Below are 15,398 nucleotides of genomic sequence, written 5' to 3'. Positions count from 1 at the left end.
CTCGCGGAGCCGAGGACACCCGTCCCGTGGGGAGAGGACCATCGGCCCTCGCCGCGCCCGAGCGTCCCGGCGCAGGCTCGGAGGCGTGCTCCACCACCGTGACCTCTCCCCCGACGAGTGCCTCGCCCACCTGCGCGAGGCGGAGGTCGGCCGGATGGCCGTCTCCACGCCGGGCGGGCCCCACATCGTGCCGCTGACCTACGTGCTCCACGACGGCCGCGTGGTCGTGCGGACCAGCCCGTGGAGCATCGTCGGCACGCACGCCCGCGAGGGCCTGGTCGCCTTCGAGGTCGACGCGCTCGACGTGGCCAGCCGCAGCGGCTGGAGCGTGGTCGTGCGGGGGCGCGGCGAGTTCGTGACCGACCCCGCCCGGCTGGCGGCGGTGCGCGAGTGCTGGCCCGTGCCGTGGGCCGCCGGCACCCGCACGCTCGTGGTCGCGCTGCCGACCACCGACGTCACCGGCCGCACCTTCGGTGCGTCGTCGATCGCGCACTCGGCCTGACCGCCCCCGCCCGCCTGATCCGCCCGACCGACCCGCACGACGGGCCGGGCCGGCCCTGACGCAGGAGGCCGTCCGTGCGCCACACTGAGCCGGTGCCCCACCGTCGACTCGACCTCAGCGGCTCCACCCACGCGCTGCTGGACGCCGTGGTCGCCATCTCCTCCGACCTCGACCTCCACAGCGTGCTGCTGCGCATCGTGGAGTCGGCCGCCGAGCTCACCGGCGCCCAGTACGCCGCGCTGGGCGTCATCGGCCGCGGCGGCGACCTGTCCGACTTCGTCACCACCGGCCTCGACGACGCCGAGCGTGAGGCGATCGGCGCCCCGCCGCACGGCCGCGGCATCCTGCGGCTGCTGGTCGACCACCCGGAGCCGCTGCGCCTGCAGGACCTCTCCGCCCACCCCGCCTCCTACGGCTTCCCCGCCCACCACCCCCCGATGCGGACCTTCCTCGGGGTGCCCGTGCGGGTGCGCGGCGCGGTCTTCGGCAACCTCTACCTGACCCAGAAGAGCCCTGTCGAGGGCGCTCCGGGGCCCGAGCCCGGCTTCACCGACGAGGACGTCGCGCTGGTCGAGGCGCTGGCCTCGGCGGCGGGCTTCGTCATCGGCAACGCACGCGCCTACGGCCTGAGCGAGCGACGGCGGGAGTGGCTGGAGGCCGCGGCGGTGCTGGGCGAGCACCTCCAGCCGCCCGTCGACCGGGGCGACACCCTCGTGCGCGTGGCCGAGGCGACCCGCACGGTGGGCCGTGCCCGCGCGGCGGCCGTGCTGCGCCTGCCCACCGGCCCACAGGCCCCGACGATCGTGGCGCTGGCCTGTCACGAGGCCCAGCGCGAGGCGTTCACCGACCTGCTCGAGGCCGCCCTGCCGCTCGTCGCCGGCCACGTCGACGCGGTGGAGGGACCGCTGCCGGAGCCGGTCGACCTCGAGGTCGAGGGCCAGGCGGTCGTGCTGGTGCCCGTGCGGACCCACCTCACCTCGCCGGTCGCCCTCGCGGTGGTCACCGACCTCGCCCACGGACCGCAGGACGTCGAGGAGCGCGAGCTGCTGGTCTCCTTCGCCGACCAGGCCGCCCTGTCCCTCGACCGGGCGCAGGCGCTGGCCGAGCGGGCCCAGATGGCGGTCGTCTCCGACCGGGAGCGGATCGCCCGCGACCTCCACGACGTGGTGATCCAGCGCCTCTTCGCCACCGGCCTGCAGCTGCAGGGCGCCGGCATGCTGGCGACCGACCGCGAGGTCGCGGCCCGGGTGGACCGCGCCGTCGACGACCTCGACGCCACGATCCGCGACATCCGCGGCACCATCTTCGCGCTGCGCCACCGCAGCGCCGCCACCCTGCGCGACGAGCTCGACGAGCTGGTCGGCGACGCCGCCCCCCTGCTCGGCTTCACCCCGCTGCTGCGCACCGAGGGCCCGGTCGACACCGCGGTCACCGCCCGGGTGCGCGAGCACCTGCTGCCGGTGCTGCGCGAGGCCCTCAGCAACATCGCCCGCCACGCCGAGGCCGGGGCCGCCTGGGTCACCCTGGGCGTCGAGGACGGCGTGGTGACGCTGCGCGTCGAGGACGACGGTCGCGGTCTGCCCGTCGAGCGCGTCGAGAGCGGGCTGCGCAACGCCGCCCACCGCGCCGAGGGGCTCGAGGGCTCCCTGGAGCTGGCCCCCCGCGAGCCGCGCGGCACGGTGCTGGTGTGGCGCGCCCGCGTCGGGTCGTGACACCGCGGGGAGGCCGGGTGCGGCTCAGTCCCGGGGGCTCCCGGCGCCCGGGCCCAGCAGCCGGCTGGCCAGCACGGCGGCCTGGGTGCGCCGCTCCAGGCCGAGCTTGGCCAGGATGCTCGACACGTAGTTCTTCACGGTCTTCTCGGCCAGGTGCACCCGCTCGCCGATCTGGCGGTTGGTGAGGCCCTCGGCGATGAGGGCCAGCAGCTTGAGCTCCTGCTCGGTCAGCTCGGCCAGCTCCGGCACGGTCGCCGAGCCGGTGCGCACCCGGTCGAGCACCCGGGCGGTGAGGGCGGGGTCGATGAGGGAGTGCCCCATGGCGACCGAGCGCACGGCGCCGACGAGGTCTTGGCCGCGGATCTGCTTGAGCACGTAGCCCGCGGCGCCGGCCATGATCGCGGCGAAGAGGGCCTCGTCGTCGTCGTAGGAGGTCAGCACCAGGGCCTTGATGCCGGGGTCCACGGCGCGCACCGCGCGGCAGACCTCGATGCCCGAGCCGTCGGGCAGGCGGGCGTCGAGCACGGCCACGTCGGGGCGCAGGGCGGGGATGCGGGAGGTGGCCTCGTGCGCCGAGCCCGACTCCCCGACCACCTCGATGCCGCCCGACTGCTCCAGCAGCGCACGGATGCCCTGGCGCACCACCTCGTGGTCGTCGAGGAGGAACACGCGGACCGGACGGTCCTGCCCGGCCTGACCGCTCCGGTCGCCCTGGTCGCTCGGTGTCTGGTCAGCCACGGTGCAGCTCCTCGGTCTCGGCCACCGGGTCGGGCCGCGGGGGCCCGTCGTGACCACCCAGATCTACCACGTCCAGCCGGTCGAGCACCGCCGTGTACGCCGCGACGTCGGCCGCGGGGTCGACCAGCGCCCCGAAGAGCAGCGCCCGCAGCAGCGCGGCGCGGGTCGCCGCACCGGCGTAGCGGTCGAGGCGGGCGGGGTCGGCGCCGCCGCGCACGAGGTCGAGGGCGGCGACCGCCTCGGCCCACAGCGGCGGGCGCCACGCCGGGGCGACGTCGAGCACCACCGGGGCCCCGGCGGCGTCGAGCAGCACGTGCCCGGCGAGGTCGGCGTGCACGAGCTGGTGGCGGGTCGCCGCCGGGGAGGCCGCGTCGGGGTCGAGCCCGTCGAGCAGGTCGGCGACGCGGCGCGCGAGTCCCGCGGCACCGGCCGGGAGCGTGCCGGCCGCGGCACGCAGGTCGGCGCCGCCCGCGAAGGCCAGCCGCTCGGCACGGGCCCGGGCGTCGGTGCGCTCCAGCACCACCGCGGGCGGCTCGGTCACGAGCGGGGCCAGCCGGGCGTGCAGCAGCCGCCCCGCGGCCAGCGTCACCGCGGGGTCGAGGCAGGCGGTGGTGCCCGGCTCCCAGCGGCTGGCCGCCCACCCCTCGACGACCCAGGCGCCGTCGCGCGCCGGCACCGGCATCGCCACCCGCAGGTCCTGGGCCCGGCGGTCGGGGCGCTCGTCGAGGCGCACGGCCAGGCGCGCCAGCAGCGGGCTGAGCCAGGCCTGCACGGCGGCGTCCCGGCCGGGGCTGAGCACGAGGTCCCCGGCGCGCACGCTGTCGGTGAGCGCCCCGGGGAGCGGCTCGACGACCTCGGGCACCGCGAAGAGGTCGAGCACGTGGCTCGAGGGCGTCGCGGGGGTCGGCACGGCCCGGAGGCTACCCGGGCGGCAGGATGGCGACGTGCCCGACGTACGTGCCTCCGTCGCGGTGCGGCCGCGCCGCCCCGACGACCTGCCCGCCCTGGTCGCGGTGCTGGCCGCCCAGCAGCCCGGCTCGGGCTACCCCATGCGCTGGCCGCTGCCCTTCCCGGCCGAGGAGTTCGTGGTGCGCCCCGGCGAGCGCGCGGCCTGGGTCGCCGAGCGCGAGGGTCGCGTCGTCGGCCACGTCTCGGTCACCGACGTGCCGCCCGACCTGGCCGGGGCCTTCGCGCGCCCGGCCCCGGAGCCCGCCCCGGCCATGGTGGCGGTGCTGTACGTCGACCCCGCCACCCAGGGCACCGGCACGGGCGGGCTGCTGCTCGACCGCGCCGTCGCCTGGATCCGCGACGCCGGGCTGCGCCCGGTGCTCGACGTGGCCCCCTCCCACCCGCGCGCGCTGGCGGTCTACCGCCGGCGCGGCTGGGTCGAGGTGGGCACCGCGCGGCCCGACTGGCTGCGCGCCGACCGTCCCGACCTGATCCTCATGGAGCTGCCGCTCAGGCGATGAAACCCTCCTCGCGCAGCCAGTCCTCGGCCACGTCGGAGGCCTCGCGGCCCTCGACGTCGATCTCGGCGTTGAGGCCCAGCAGCACCTCGTCGGTGAGCTCCGCGGCCACGGGGTCGACCAGCTCCTCGATGCCGGGCTGGTCCTGCAGCAGCCGGTCGCCGACGACGAGCGAGATGTTGTAGTTGGGGAAGTACTGCCGGTCGTCCTCGAGCACGGTGAGGTCGAGGGCCAGGATCCGGCCGTCGGTGGTGAAGACCTCGCCGAAGGTGCACTCCCCCTGCGCGGTCGCCTCGTAGATCGCGCCGGTCTGGTAGAGCCCGATGTTGTCGTCGGGGGTGCCCTGGGCCTGGCCGCGCGGGATGTCGTAGGTCTCGAGCATGCCGGGCAGGCCGTCGGGCCGGTTCTCGAACTCCGACTCCACGCAGAAGGTGCGCTCGTCGACGGGGATGTCCTGGATCTGCGAGAGCTTGGTGATGCCCAGCCGCTCGGCGCTCTGCGCGGTCATCGCGAAGCCGTAGGTGTTGTTGGCCGGCGTGGGCGGCAGCCAGCGCAGGTCGTTCTCGGCCAGGTCGCGCTCCGCGACGGCGTCGTACTGCTCCTCGGTGCCCTGGATGGGCTCGTCCTCGCCGAGGTAGGAGATCCAGGCCGTGCCGGTGTACTCCCACATCGCGTCGATCTCGCCCTGCACCTGGGCCTGGCGCGCGGAGTTGCTGCCGGGGATGTTGGTGAGGTCGGTGACCTCCGCTCCTGCGGCCTTCATCAGGATGAGCACGATCTTGCCGAGCAGGATGTTCTCGGAGAAGTTCTTCGAGCCCACGGCGATCTCGGCCCCGTCGAGGGAGACGCCCTCGAGCGGACCGGCCAGGGTCGCGTCGGGCACGTAGCCGCCGGCGGTGCCCAGGCCGCAGCCCGCAGGCACGGCCAGTGCCGCGACGGCCAGCCCGGTGGCGGCCAGTCGGCGGGCGCGCGTGCGCAGTCGGGTGGGGCGGGTGGTGGCAGGACCGGTCATCTCAGACCCCCTTCGGTCGGGCGACGAACTCCAGGACCCGGCCCAGCCACTCCACGAGGAGGGCGAGCAGGGCCACGAGCAGCGCGCCGGAGACGACCAGCGAGTAGCGGAACAGGTTGATGCCGGCGACGATCATGGCGCCGAGCCCGCCGGCGTTGATGAAGGTCGCCAGGGCGGCGGTGCCGACGATCAGCACCAGCGCGGTGCGCACGCCCGACATGATCACCGGCAGCGCCAGCGGCAGCTCGACGCGCAGCAGCACCGCGGCCGGGGTCATCCCGATGCCGCGCCCGGCCTCCACCAGGGTGGGGTCGACCCCCTGCAGACCCACGATGGTGTTGCGGAGCACGGGCAGCACGCCGTAGACCACCAGGGCGATGATCGCGGTGCCGAAGCCGAAGCCGAGCCAGAGCGCGAGCAGCACGATCAGGCCGACGGCAGGTGCGGCCTGGCCGGCGTTGGCCAGGCCCACGACCACGGGCGAGGCCGCCTTGAGCCGGCCGCGGGTCAGCGCGATGCCGAGCGGCACGGCGACGGCGACGACGAGCAGACCGGCCACGGCGGTGAGCTTGACGTGCTCGACCATGAGCGAGGTCACCGTCGACCACGCCAGCTGGCTCTGCTCGACGGAGTCGAGGTCGGCGGTCTGGCGCCACAGCACCCAGGCCCCGAAGGCCAGCGCCACCAGCACCGGCGGCAGCACGAGGAGCAGCAGCATCTCCGGGTCGAGGCGCCGCCCCCGACGCCCGGTCGGCACGGCCTCGGCGGTCGGGTCGGCCGACGGCCCGGCCGAGGTCGCCGAGGTCACCGCGGGCGCCGTGCTCACGCGCGCTCCTCGACCGCGCGGTCCTCGAGCAGGCGCATGTGGTCGGTGACGGTGTCGAAGGTGACGATGCCGATGTAGCGGTCGCGGTCACCGGTGACCACGGCGGCGCCGTGGCTGCTGGTGAGCATGGTGTCGAGGGCGTCGTTGAGCGTCGAGCGCTCGTCGACGGTGACGAGGTCCTCGGTGGGCTCGACGATCCGGTCGCCCTTGAGCTGGCGCAGCCAGGGCCAGCCGCGGGGCCGGTCACGGTCGTCGAGCACGATCACGGAGCGCTCGCCGGCCGCCTCGGCCCGCTGCACGGCGTCGGCGGTGGGCTCGCCGATGCGGGCGGTGACCGTCTCGCGCAGGTCGACCTCGTTGACCCGGGCCAGGCTGAGCTGCTTGAGCGTGGAGCCGGAGCCCACGAAGTCGCTGACGAAGTCGTCGGCCGGCGAGGCGAGCACGACCTCGGGGGTGTCGTACTGCGCGATGTGGCCGCCCTCGCGCAGGATCACGATCCGGTCGCCGAGCTTGATCGCCTCGTCGATGTCGTGGGTGACGCAGACGATGGTCTTGCGCAGCTCGCGCTGGATCGAGAGCAGCTCGTCCTGCAGGCGCTGGCGGGTGATGGGGTCGACGGCGCCGAAGGGCTCGTCCATGAGGATCACCGGCGGGTCGGCGGCCAGGCCGCGGGCCACGCCCACGCGCTGCTGCTGCCCGCCGGAGAGCTCGCGGGGGTAGCGGTCGCGGTAGCGCGAGGGGTCGAGCCCGACGAGGTCGAGCAGGTCGTCGACGCGGCCCTTGACCCGCGAGGCGTCCCAGCCGAGCATCTTCGGCACGATGGCGATGTTCTTGGCCACGGTCATGTGGGGGAAGAGGCTGCCGCCCTGGATGACGTAGCCGATCTTGCGGCGCAGCTCGTCGGCGCTGCTCTTCCGCACGTCCTCGCCGTCGATGAGGATCGTGCCCGAGGTGGGCTCGATGAGCCGGTTGATCATCTTCAACGAGGTGGTCTTGCCGCAGCCCGACGGGCCGACGAACATCACGATCTCGCCGGCGGGGATGGTCAGCGACAGCGACTCCACCGCCGCGGTCTTCTGGCCGGGGTAGCGCTTGACGACCTCCTCGAGGCGGATCTCCGCCCCGCTGATGCCGGTGGTCTGCCCAGTGGTGTGCCCGGTCGTGTGCTGCGTGGTCATGCCCTGATTCCCTTCGAGATGGTGAGCCGCCCGAGGAGCAGCAGGAGCACGTCGGCCACGAGGGCGACGAGGACGATGCCGAGGGTGCCGACCAGGGCGTAGTTGACGGCGTTGGCGCCGCCGATCTGCGCCAGGCCGGTGAAGATGTAGCCGCCGAGACCCGGTCCGAGGATGTACGCCGCGATCGCCGCGATGCCCATCGACATCTGGGTCGACGTGCGCACCCCGGCGTGGATGACGGGCCACGCCAGCGGCAGGCGCACCCGCCACAGCACCGCCACCGGGCTCATGCCCATGCCGCGGGCCGACTCCACCAGCGTCGGGTCGACGCCCTGGAGGCCGACCACGGCGTTGCGCAGCACCGGCAGCAGGGCGTAGAAGGCGACAGCGACGAAGGCCGAGATCGGCTGGATACCGGTGAGGGCCAGCATCACGCCGACCAGTGCCAGGGCCGGGATGGTGAGGCCGATCGCGCTCAGCGCGTTGGCCAGGCCCTGGAGCCACGAGTAGCGCACGATCACCACGGCCAGCAGCACCGCCAGCACGCTGGCCACCAGCACGGCCTGCATCACCAGGTTGAAGTGCTGGAACGTGTTGTACAGGATCTGGTCCTGCCGTTCCCTGACGAAGTCCCACACGTCGCGTCCACCGCCTCCAGGATCCGCCGGGGGTCAGCGGTCCGCGGCCACCCCACCACAGGTGTGGCCGGTGCGTCCCGCGATGTCACCCGGGTGGGTGAACACCCGTGACCCCCGCGGGGGCGACCATGCGCGGCCTCAGGAGCGCGCGAGGAAGGCCAGCAGGTCCTGGCGCGTGAGCACCCCGACGGGCTTGCCGTCCTCCTGCACGAGCACGGCGTCGACCTCCTCCAGCAGGTGCACCGCCTCGCGGGCGTCCTCGCCGGCGCCGATGGTGCGCAGCGGCGGAGACATGTGCTCCTCGACCGGGTCGGTGAGCCGCGCGGTGCCGGCGTAGAGGGCGTCGAGCAGGGCACGGTCGGAGACGGCGCCGGCCACCTCGGCCGCGACGATCGGCGGCTCGGCGCGCACGACGGGCATCTGCGAGACGCCGTACTCCTGGAGGATCGCCACGGCCTCGGCGATGGTCTCGGCCGGGTGGGTGTGCACCAGGTCGGGCAGCTGGCCGGACTTGCCGCGCAGCACCTCCCCCACGGTCTGGGCGTGGGGGGCGCCGTCGCCGGAGGGGAAGCCGTACTGCGCCAGCCAGTCGTCGTTGAAGATCTTGGTCAGGTAGCCGCGCCCGGAGTCGGGGAGGATGACGACGATGACGGCGTCCTCGCCCTCGGGGGTGCCGGCCAGCTCGTGGGCCAGCCGGCGCGCCGCGTAGGCCGCCATGCCGCACGAGCCGCCCACCAGGAGCGCCTCCTCGCGGGCCAGGCGGCGGGTGAAGGCGAAGGAGTCGGCGTCGGAGACCTCGATGATGCGGTCGGCGACGCCGCGGTCGTAGGTCTCGGGCCAGAAGTCCTCGCCGACGCCCTCGACGAGGTAGGGCCGCCCGGTGCCGCCGGAGTAGACCGACCCGGCCGGGTCGGCACCGACCACCTGGATCTCGCGGCCGGCCGCGGCGGCCTGCTCCTTGAGGTAGCGCCCGGTGCCGCTGATCGTGCCGCCGGTGCCGACACCGCACACCAGGTGGGTGATCCGGCCCTCGGTCTGCGCCCAGATCTCCGGGCCGGTGGTCTCGTAGTGCGAGCGCGGGTTGTGGGGGTTGGAGTACTGGTCGGGCTTCCAGGCGCCGGGCTGGGAGGCCAGGCGGTCGGAGACGTTGTAGTAGGAGTCGGGGTGCTCGGGGGCCACCGCCGTCGGGCAGACCACGACCTCGGCGCCGTAGGCCTTGAGCACGTTGCGCTTGTCCTCGCTGACCTTGTCGGGGCACACGAAGACGCAGCGGTAGCCCTTGGCCTGGGCGACCATGGCCAGCCCGACGCCGGTGTTGCCGGAGGTCGGCTCCACGATCGTGCCGCCGGGCTGCAGCGCGCCCGAGGCCTCGGCCGCCTCGATCATCCGGGTGGCGATGCGGTCCTTCACCGACCCGCCCGGGTTGAGGTACTCCACCTTGGCCAGCACCAGCGGGCCACCCGTCGCGGGCAGGTCGAGGGTGCGCGAGAGGCGCACCAGCGGGGTGTTGCCGATCAGGTCCAGGAGCGAGTCGACGTACTGCACCCGGCCAATCTAGGGCCCGTTCACCCCTCCCGGCGAAGTGTGGACGGGCGTGCTCCGTAGAATCCCCGCGTGGGAAAAGCAGCAGCGGCACGCAAGCTCGCCTCCGCCGCTGCCTTCGGCGGCGGCGGTCTGTCGGTGCTCGGCGCCGGTCTCTACGGCGTCCTGACCGCCGAGGCGCGCCTGGCGCGCAAGACGATCGGGCCGATCCTCGAAGAGCCGCCGCCCGACCCGACCGGCTGGTACGGCCGCGGCCGGCCCGGGCCCGCGATCAAGGTCGCCCTGCTCGGTGACTCCAGTGCCGCGGGCTACGGCGTCGAGCGGGTCGAGGAGACCCCCGGCGCGCTGGTCGCCTCCGGCGTCGCCGAGCACGCCGACCGGCGGGTCTACCTGCGCGACTTCGCCGTCGTCGGCGCCAAGTCCTCCGACCTCGGCGAGCAGATCGACCGGGCGCTGCCCATCGAGCCCGACGTCGCGGTCATCCTCATCGGCGCCAACGACGTCACCCACGTCGTGACGCCCGCGGTCTCGGTGCGCCACCTCTCCGAGGGGGTGCGCCGCCTCCGCGAGGCCGGGGTGGCCGTCGTCGTCGGCACCTGCCCCGACCTCGGCACCCTCAAGCCCATCGCCCCGCCGCTCAAGCAGGTCGCCCGCGCCTGGTCGCGCCGCCTGGCCGCGGGCCAGACCATCGCGGTCATCGAGGAGGGCGGGCGCACCGTGTCGCTGGCCTCGGTGCTCGGACCCGAGTTCGCCGCGGCGCCCGCGCTGCTCTTCGGCCCCGACCAGTTCCACCCCTCCGCCGCCGGCTACCGCTCGCTCTCCGCGGTGCTGCTGCCCTCCACGCTGGCGGCGCTCGGCGTCATCGACACCGACGAGGCCCAGCTCGAGGCCCTGCGGGGCGAGGGCGTGCTGCCCATCACCGCCGCCGCGATCCAGGCCGTCAACCACCCCGGCACCGAGCTGGGCGGCACCGAGATCGGTGGCAACCGGCTCGGCGTGCGCGGCCTGTGGGTCGAGCTGCGCCACCGTCGTCGCCGGCCCGAGACCGAGGGCGAGACCCCCGACGAGCACGACGAGGACGCGGGCGAGCAGGGCACGCCCGACCCCGAGCTCGCCCGCGGCTGACTCGCCCCACGACCCCGGCGCAGACGCAGACGCTGGCGCAGACGGACGGAACCCCCCGGACCGAGGTCCGGGGGGTTCCGTGTTCCACGCCGACCTAGCGGGGCCGGACAGGTGGGTGCTGCTCCTGGGTCAGTCCTGCTGGAAGAAGGCCAGGATGCGCAGCAGGTTGGTGTAGATCCAGACCAGGCTCACGGTCATCGCGAACGCCGCGCGCCACGACTCACGCTCGGGCAGGCCGTTGGCGATGCCCTGCTCGACGAAGTCGAAGTCCATGATCAGCATGAAGACGCCGAGCACCAGACCGACCACCGCGAAGACGAGGCTGAGGCCGGTGCCGACACCGAAGAAGCCGATCTGGGCGCCGAAGAGGCCGAGCACGAGCTCCATGACGGCCAGGCCGACCATGCCGAGCACGGCGGCGGTCACCATCATCCGGAACTTCGGGGTGACCTGGATGTTGAGGACCTTGTAGGCCGCCAGCGTGCCGGCGAAGGCCGCGAAGGTGCCGATGACCGCGCCCTGGACGACGCCGGGGTACATGACGTTGAAGAGCAGGCTCAGCGCGCCGAGGGCGACACCCTCGAAGGCGGCGAAGACGAGCACGAGAGCCGGGCTGATGACCCGCTTGAAGGAGTTGACCATCGACAGCGCGAAGGCGCCGAGCGCACCGATCGTCGCGGCCGCGCCCACCGTGGGCAGGGCGGTCTCGGCGGTGGTCTCGGTGACCTCCGGCATGGCGATCCAGGTCGCGAGGGCGGTCAGGATGACCACGCCGAGCGTGATCGCCGTCTTCTGCACGACGCTGTCAATCGTCATCGGGCCGGTGGTGGCCGGCGTCTGCTGGGCGGGGCCGCCCGGGGTGCCGACGCCCCACTGCGAGGGGTCGTTGGAGTAGCCGGGGTACCCGTTGCCCGCGTAGGTCTGGTTGCCGTAGGCGTTCGCGCCGGAGCGGTTGAACTCCTCCGACCGGCGGAACACCGGGTTGTTGCTCTGCATTGGTCTCTCCTTGGAGGCCGGTGGTGACCGTCTCCCTGACGGTTCACTGAGTGGGGACCACTGTAGGGGTCCTCACCAGCCTCAACGTCACACCCGTCCGGGGCGTTCCCGGTGCGGCTGTGAATCTCCTGAGCCGCCGGCGGGCCCCGACACCCGACCGGCGCTAGCGGCGTACGGCGTGCACCACCGTGTCGGTCACGGCGACCTCGGCGCCCTCCACCCGCTGCGTGCGGGTCGGGGCGTCGGCGCGGCGCACGTCCCAGTGCTGCGGGTCGAGCAGGCCCACGACCCGGTCGGGGGTGAAGAGGATGTCGTCGCCGTGGTGGTGGCGCACCCCGGTCTCGACGTCGTGGGGGTGGTGGCCCACCACCAGCAGCGAGCCTCCGGGCGCGACGGCGGCGCCGAGGCGGGTGTAGAGCGGCGCGAAGAGCTGGGTCGGCACGTGCACGAAATGGGCGCTGACCAGGTCGTACTGCTCGGGCAGGGTCTCGGCGAGCAGGTCCGTCTGCAGCCAGGTGGCCCCGACCCCCTCCTGCGCCGCCCGGGCCGCCCCCCGGTCGAGGGCCACCTGCGAGAGGTCGACGCCGGTGGTGCGCCAGCCGCGGTGGGCCAGCCACAGCACGTCGGCCCCCTCGCCGCAGCCGACGTCGACCGCCGAGCCGGGGGCGAGCCCGCCGACGACGTCGACGAGGTGGGGGTTGGGGGCGCCGCTCCAGATCCGCTCGGAGGAGGAGTAGCGCTCGTCCCAGAACTCCGCGGTCCACATGTCGTCGGTCATGGGGGCCATGCTCCCCCTTCAGGTCGACCTGAGGTCAACCGCCCATCGCAGCCAGCTCCCAGACATGACCGTCGAGGTCGCGGAAGGACCAGCCGTACATCCCCGGGTGCTCCTGCTTGGCGCCCGCCGGCGATCCGCCGGCGGCGAGCGCCCGCTCCACCGTGCGGTCGACCTCCGCGGCGTCGGACGCGGTGAGCGCCACCAGCACCTGGTCTCCCGACGGCGGGGCGGTGGTGCCGTGGAAGGAGTGGAAGTAGTCCTGGCGCAGGAGCATGGCGCATGCGGAGTCGTTGACGACCATGCAGGCCGCTCGCTCGTCGCTGTAGTCATCGTTGAAGGTGAAGCCCAGACCTTCCCAGAACGCGCGGCTGGCCGCCACGTCGGCCACAGGCAGGTTCACGAACATCATGCGGGTCACGGAGATCTCCTCGGTCCTCGAGCCGGCCCGTCGCCGGCGTCCTGGGTGGTCCGACCGGGTTCCGGCCGCGGACTCATCGCGACACGAGCCCTCGTTGACGGTGTGCCCCCGGTGGGACTCGAACCCACACTGCGGCGCTTTTAAGGCGCCTTCCTCTGCCGTTGGGATACGGGGGCCGGCTCCGGTCCTCCGGCGGAGCGTCCGGTCGAGCGCCTAGAGGTAGGTCTTGCGAGCGTAGATCGCGTGGGCCCCGGCGACGCGGTCGAGGAAGAGCAGCCCCTGGCAGTGGTCGATCTCGTGCTGCAGCGCGCGGGCCTCGAAGGCGCTGGTCGACACCTCCACCTCCTCGCCGGTGCCGGGCAGCTGGCCGCGCACCGTGATCCGGCCGGCGCGCTTCACGTCGCCGGTGAGGTCGGGCACGCTCATGCAGCCCTCGCGGGCCTTCTCGTTGCGGCTGGAGGAGACCACCTCGGCGTTGCAGAGCACGAAGGTGCCGTGGTGCTCGCGGGTCTTGGGGTGCTCGGAGACGTCGACGCAGAAGACCTGCGCCCCCACCCCGACCTGCGGGGCGGCCAGGCCGACGCAGCCCGGGCTGACCCGCATCGTGGCCACCAGGTCGGCCGCGAGCCGCACGACCTCGGCGGAGGTCGGGTCGACCCGCTCCCCCACGCCCGACAGCACCGGGGCCGGCGCGGTGACGACGTCGAGCACCCGGCCCTCCACGCCGAGCTCGGCCTCGGTCCAGGCCGACACCCGGGGATCGACAGCGCTCACAGGTCGTCGGCCTCGGCGCGGCGCAGCGTGGCCCCGACGCCCAGCGCCGTCGCCGCGGTGCGCACGGCGGCCTCGAGGGCGTCGACGTCGGCCCCGGCGGGCAGGTCGATCTCGGCCACGAGGAGGTAGAGGTCGCCGGCCAGGCGGGTGGTGAGGTCGGTGATGTTGCCGCCGACCTCGGCGACGCGGCCCACCACCGACGACACGATGCCGGGGCGGTCACCGCCGTGCACGGTGAGCACCCAGGAGCTGCCCGCGGGCGCGGCTCCGGCGCCCGGCGACACCGCGCGCACGGTCACGGTGAGCGAGCCGTCGTCGGTCAGCGGCGCCAGGGCCGTCTCGATCGCCGCGGCCGAGGGCTCACCCGCGCAGACCAGCATCATCGCGAAGTGACCCCGCAGCAGGGTCATCGTGGAGTCCTCGAGGTTCAGCCCGAGCTCGGCCAGGCGGCCGGTGGTCTCGGCGATGATCCCCGGGCGGTCGTGGCCCAGGACGGTGATCGCGTGCTGGGTCGGGGGCGGCGTGGGGGTGCTCACCGCTCCATTGTCGCAAGGGCCGCGGCGCGGCCGAGCACCTCGTCCAGCATCGGCTCCGTCAGCCGCCCCGTGAACGTGTTCTGCTGGCTGGGGTGGTAGCAGCCCAGCAGCGCCACCTCCTCGCCGTCGGGCCGCACGAGCCGCGCCTGCGCACCGTGGCCGAACCTCGCGGCCGGCCGCGGCACCTGCCACCCGGCCCGCCGTACGCCGCCCAGCGCCGCCGCCCAGCCGAAGGCGCCGAGCGCGACCACGACGCGCACGTGCTCGCCGACCAGGGCCAGCTCGCGGTCGAGCCAGGGGGCGCAGGTGTCGCGCTCGGCCGGGGTCGGCCTGTTCTGCGGCGGGGCACACCGCACGGCGGCCACCATGCGCGTGTGCACCAGGCGCTGGCCGTCGCCGGCGTGCTCGCTGGTGGGACGCTCCGCCAGCCCGACGCGGTGCAGCGAGGCGAAGAGCCAGTCGCCGGAGCGGTCGCCGGTGAAGATCCGCCCCGTGCGGTTGGCGCCGTGGGCGGCCGGGGCGAGGCCGACGACCAGCAGCCGCGGGTGCTCGGCGCCCCACCCGGCGACGGGCCGCCCCCAGTAGGGCTGGTCGGCGAAGGCGGCGCGCCTGGTGAGCGCCACCTCCTCGCGCCAGGCGACCAGCCGCGGGCAGGCCCGGCAGGTCGTCACCTCGCGGGCGAGCACCTCCAGCGGGGTGCGGGGCTCGGCCGGGTCGTCGGGCCAGCCGGTGCCGGGCGGCACCGGCGAGGCGAAGACCTCGCCGGTCAGCGGGTGGGGCAGCCCGTCCGGCACCGGCCCGACCTCAGAGCGGGGTCTGGGTGGTGGTCTGGGTGGCGACCGGGCCTCCGGTCGGGGACGCCGCGTCGTCGCTGCTCATCTTGTCCTTGGCGGCAGCGGCCACGTCGCCGGCCTTCTCGCGGGCGACCTCGGCAGCAGCGGTGGCCTGGGTGCGGGCGGTGTCGGCGGCCCTGTCCTTGGCCGACTGCACGCGCGGGTCGCGCGCGACCTTGCGGGCGGCGGTGACGATCTCGTCGTAGCGGTCACGGCCGGCGCGGGCGCCCAGCACGTAGCCGACGGCTCCGGCGGCGATCAGGGTGGTCTTGCTCATCGGTCGTTCTCCTCCTGTGGGGGGTGGATCACTCGAGCCCCCCACTG

18 protein-coding genes and 1 tRNA gene are annotated in these 15,398 nt (G+C 74.4%); 4 read left to right on the top strand and 15 right to left on the bottom strand.

Features of this window, described 5'->3' with window-relative positions; all coding sequences use genetic code 11:
* Window positions 1-85 precede the first annotated feature (85 nt).
* Together ASF47_RS00760 and ASF47_RS00755 are read left to right on the top strand one after the other, a co-directional pair.
* A complete protein-coding gene (locus tag ASF47_RS00760; protein ID WP_056862137.1) occupies window positions 86-502 on the top strand; it encodes a pyridoxamine 5'-phosphate oxidase family protein in 417 nt (138 codons plus the stop codon).
* 92 nt (window positions 503-594) lie between these two features.
* Complete coding sequence (locus tag ASF47_RS00755; protein ID WP_162242254.1) at window positions 595-2,214, top strand: GAF domain-containing sensor histidine kinase; 1,620 nt, start codon at window positions 595-597, stop codon at window positions 2,212-2,214.
* 24 nt (window positions 2,215-2,238) lie between these two features.
* On the opposite strand, the gene ASF47_RS00750 is transcribed toward ASF47_RS00755, so the two are convergent.
* Window positions 2,239-2,952, bottom strand: a complete 714-nt coding sequence (locus tag ASF47_RS00750; RefSeq protein ID WP_082499872.1) for a response regulator transcription factor — start codon at window positions 2,950-2,952, stop codon at window positions 2,239-2,241.
* Entirely contained in the window at window positions 2,945-3,862 is a 918-nt protein-coding gene (locus tag ASF47_RS00745) for an aminoglycoside phosphotransferase (protein ID WP_156697671.1), read from the bottom strand. Before ASF47_RS00745 ends, ASF47_RS00750 begins: the two co-directional genes overlap by 8 nt.
* Before the next feature lie 34 nt (window positions 3,863-3,896).
* Here ASF47_RS00745 and ASF47_RS00740 point away from each other — a divergent pair, with 34 nt between their 5' ends.
* Window positions 3,897-4,421, top strand: coding sequence for a GNAT family N-acetyltransferase (locus ASF47_RS00740; RefSeq protein ID WP_056862135.1), 525 nt, complete (start codon window positions 3,897-3,899; stop codon window positions 4,419-4,421).
* Here ASF47_RS00740 and ASF47_RS00735 read toward each other — a convergent pair.
* From ASF47_RS00735 to ASF47_RS00715, 5 genes are all read right to left on the bottom strand, one after another.
* Entirely contained in the window at window positions 4,411-5,430 is a 1,020-nt protein-coding gene (locus ASF47_RS00735) for a glycine betaine ABC transporter substrate-binding protein (protein ID WP_056862134.1), read from the bottom strand. The genes ASF47_RS00740 and ASF47_RS00735 overlap by 11 nt on opposite strands.
* A 1-nt stretch (window position 5,431) precedes the next feature.
* Window positions 5,432-6,256 (bottom strand): ABC transporter permease, encoded by an 825-nt coding sequence (locus ASF47_RS00730; protein WP_235558566.1) that lies wholly within the window; start codon window positions 6,254-6,256, stop codon window positions 5,432-5,434.
* Window positions 6,253-7,434 carry an ABC transporter ATP-binding protein gene (locus ASF47_RS00725; RefSeq protein ID WP_056862133.1) on the bottom strand — a complete coding sequence of 394 codons (1,182 nt, stop codon included), beginning with the start codon at window positions 7,432-7,434 and terminating at the stop codon, window positions 6,253-6,255. The genes ASF47_RS00730 and ASF47_RS00725 overlap by 4 nt, the downstream gene beginning before the upstream one ends.
* Complete coding sequence (locus ASF47_RS00720) at window positions 7,431-8,072, bottom strand: ABC transporter permease (protein WP_056862132.1); 642 nt, start codon at window positions 8,070-8,072, stop codon at window positions 7,431-7,433. The genes ASF47_RS00725 and ASF47_RS00720 overlap by 4 nt, the downstream gene beginning before the upstream one ends.
* A 138-nt stretch (window positions 8,073-8,210) precedes the next feature.
* Window positions 8,211-9,617: a cystathionine beta-synthase gene (locus ASF47_RS00715; protein WP_056862131.1), complete on the bottom strand. Its 1,407-nt coding sequence runs from the start codon at window positions 9,615-9,617 to the stop codon at window positions 8,211-8,213.
* A 69-nt stretch (window positions 9,618-9,686) separates the two neighbouring features.
* Here ASF47_RS00715 and ASF47_RS00710 point away from each other — a divergent pair, with 69 nt between their 5' ends.
* Window positions 9,687-10,739: an SGNH/GDSL hydrolase family protein gene (locus tag ASF47_RS00710; protein ID WP_056862130.1), complete on the top strand. Its 1,053-nt coding sequence runs from the start codon at window positions 9,687-9,689 to the stop codon at window positions 10,737-10,739.
* A 129-nt stretch (window positions 10,740-10,868) separates the two neighbouring features.
* On the opposite strand, the gene ASF47_RS00705 is transcribed toward ASF47_RS00710, so the two are convergent.
* From ASF47_RS00705 to ASF47_RS00670, 8 genes are all read right to left on the bottom strand, one after another.
* On the bottom strand, window positions 10,869-11,735 hold the full coding sequence (locus ASF47_RS00705) for a Bax inhibitor-1/YccA family protein (RefSeq protein ID WP_056862129.1): 867 nt from the start codon (window positions 11,733-11,735) through the stop codon (window positions 10,869-10,871).
* 163 nt (window positions 11,736-11,898) lie between these two features.
* Window positions 11,899-12,513 (bottom strand): class I SAM-dependent methyltransferase, encoded by a 615-nt coding sequence (locus tag ASF47_RS00700; RefSeq protein WP_056862128.1) that lies wholly within the window; start codon window positions 12,511-12,513, stop codon window positions 11,899-11,901.
* 34 nt (window positions 12,514-12,547) lie between these two features.
* Window positions 12,548-12,922 (bottom strand): VOC family protein, encoded by a 375-nt coding sequence (locus ASF47_RS00695; RefSeq protein WP_056862843.1) that lies wholly within the window; start codon window positions 12,920-12,922, stop codon window positions 12,548-12,550.
* Between the two features lie 112 nt (window positions 12,923-13,034).
* Window positions 13,035-13,107 (bottom strand) — tRNA-Leu (locus ASF47_RS00690).
* Window positions 13,108-13,144: 37 nt separating this feature from the next.
* Window positions 13,145-13,705: a peptide deformylase gene (def, locus tag ASF47_RS00685; RefSeq protein ID WP_056862127.1), complete on the bottom strand. Its 561-nt coding sequence runs from the start codon at window positions 13,703-13,705 to the stop codon at window positions 13,145-13,147.
* Window positions 13,702-14,241 carry a glycine cleavage system protein R gene (locus ASF47_RS00680; RefSeq protein ID WP_056862126.1) on the bottom strand — a complete coding sequence of 180 codons (540 nt, stop codon included), beginning with the start codon at window positions 14,239-14,241 and terminating at the stop codon, window positions 13,702-13,704. The genes def and ASF47_RS00680 overlap by 4 nt, the downstream gene beginning before the upstream one ends.
* A complete protein-coding gene (locus ASF47_RS00675; RefSeq protein WP_056862125.1) occupies window positions 14,238-15,035 on the bottom strand; it encodes a uracil-DNA glycosylase in 798 nt (265 codons plus the stop codon). Before ASF47_RS00675 ends, ASF47_RS00680 begins: the two co-directional genes overlap by 4 nt.
* Window positions 15,036-15,045: 10 nt before the next feature.
* The gene (locus tag ASF47_RS00670) at window positions 15,046-15,351 is read right to left on the bottom strand and encodes a hypothetical protein (RefSeq protein WP_056862124.1); all 306 of its coding nucleotides are present in this window, start codon (window positions 15,349-15,351) and stop codon (window positions 15,046-15,048) included.
* Between the last annotated feature and the right edge of the window lie 47 nt (window positions 15,352-15,398).

Source organism: Nocardioides sp. Leaf285 (assembly GCF_001422955.1).
GTDB classification, from domain to species: Bacteria; Actinomycetota; Actinomycetes; order Propionibacteriales; family Nocardioidaceae; genus Nocardioides; species Nocardioides kribbensis.
This window is presented reverse-complemented; position numbering and strand designations above follow the sequence as displayed.

Excerpts from the sequence above, each read along its gene's own strand:
- ASF47_RS00735 (WP_056862134.1), bottom strand. The coding sequence starts at position 5,430 with ATGACCGGTCCTGCCACCACCCGCCCCACCCGACTGCGCACGCGCGCC.
- ASF47_RS00725 (WP_056862133.1), bottom strand. The coding sequence starts at position 7,434 with ATGACCACGCAGCACACGACCGGGCACACCACTGGGCAGACCACCGGC.
- ASF47_RS00705 (WP_056862129.1), bottom strand. The coding sequence starts at position 11,735 with ATGCAGAGCAACAACCCGGTGTTCCGCCGGTCGGAGGAGTTCAACCGC.
- ASF47_RS00700 (WP_056862128.1), bottom strand. The coding sequence starts at position 12,513 with ATGACCGACGACATGTGGACCGCGGAGTTCTGGGACGAGCGCTACTCC.
- ASF47_RS00695 (WP_056862843.1), bottom strand. The coding sequence starts at position 12,922 with ATGATGTTCGTGAACCTGCCTGTGGCCGACGTGGCGGCCAGCCGCGCG.
- ASF47_RS00670 (WP_056862124.1), bottom strand. The coding sequence starts at position 15,351 with ATGAGCAAGACCACCCTGATCGCCGCCGGAGCCGTCGGCTACGTGCTG.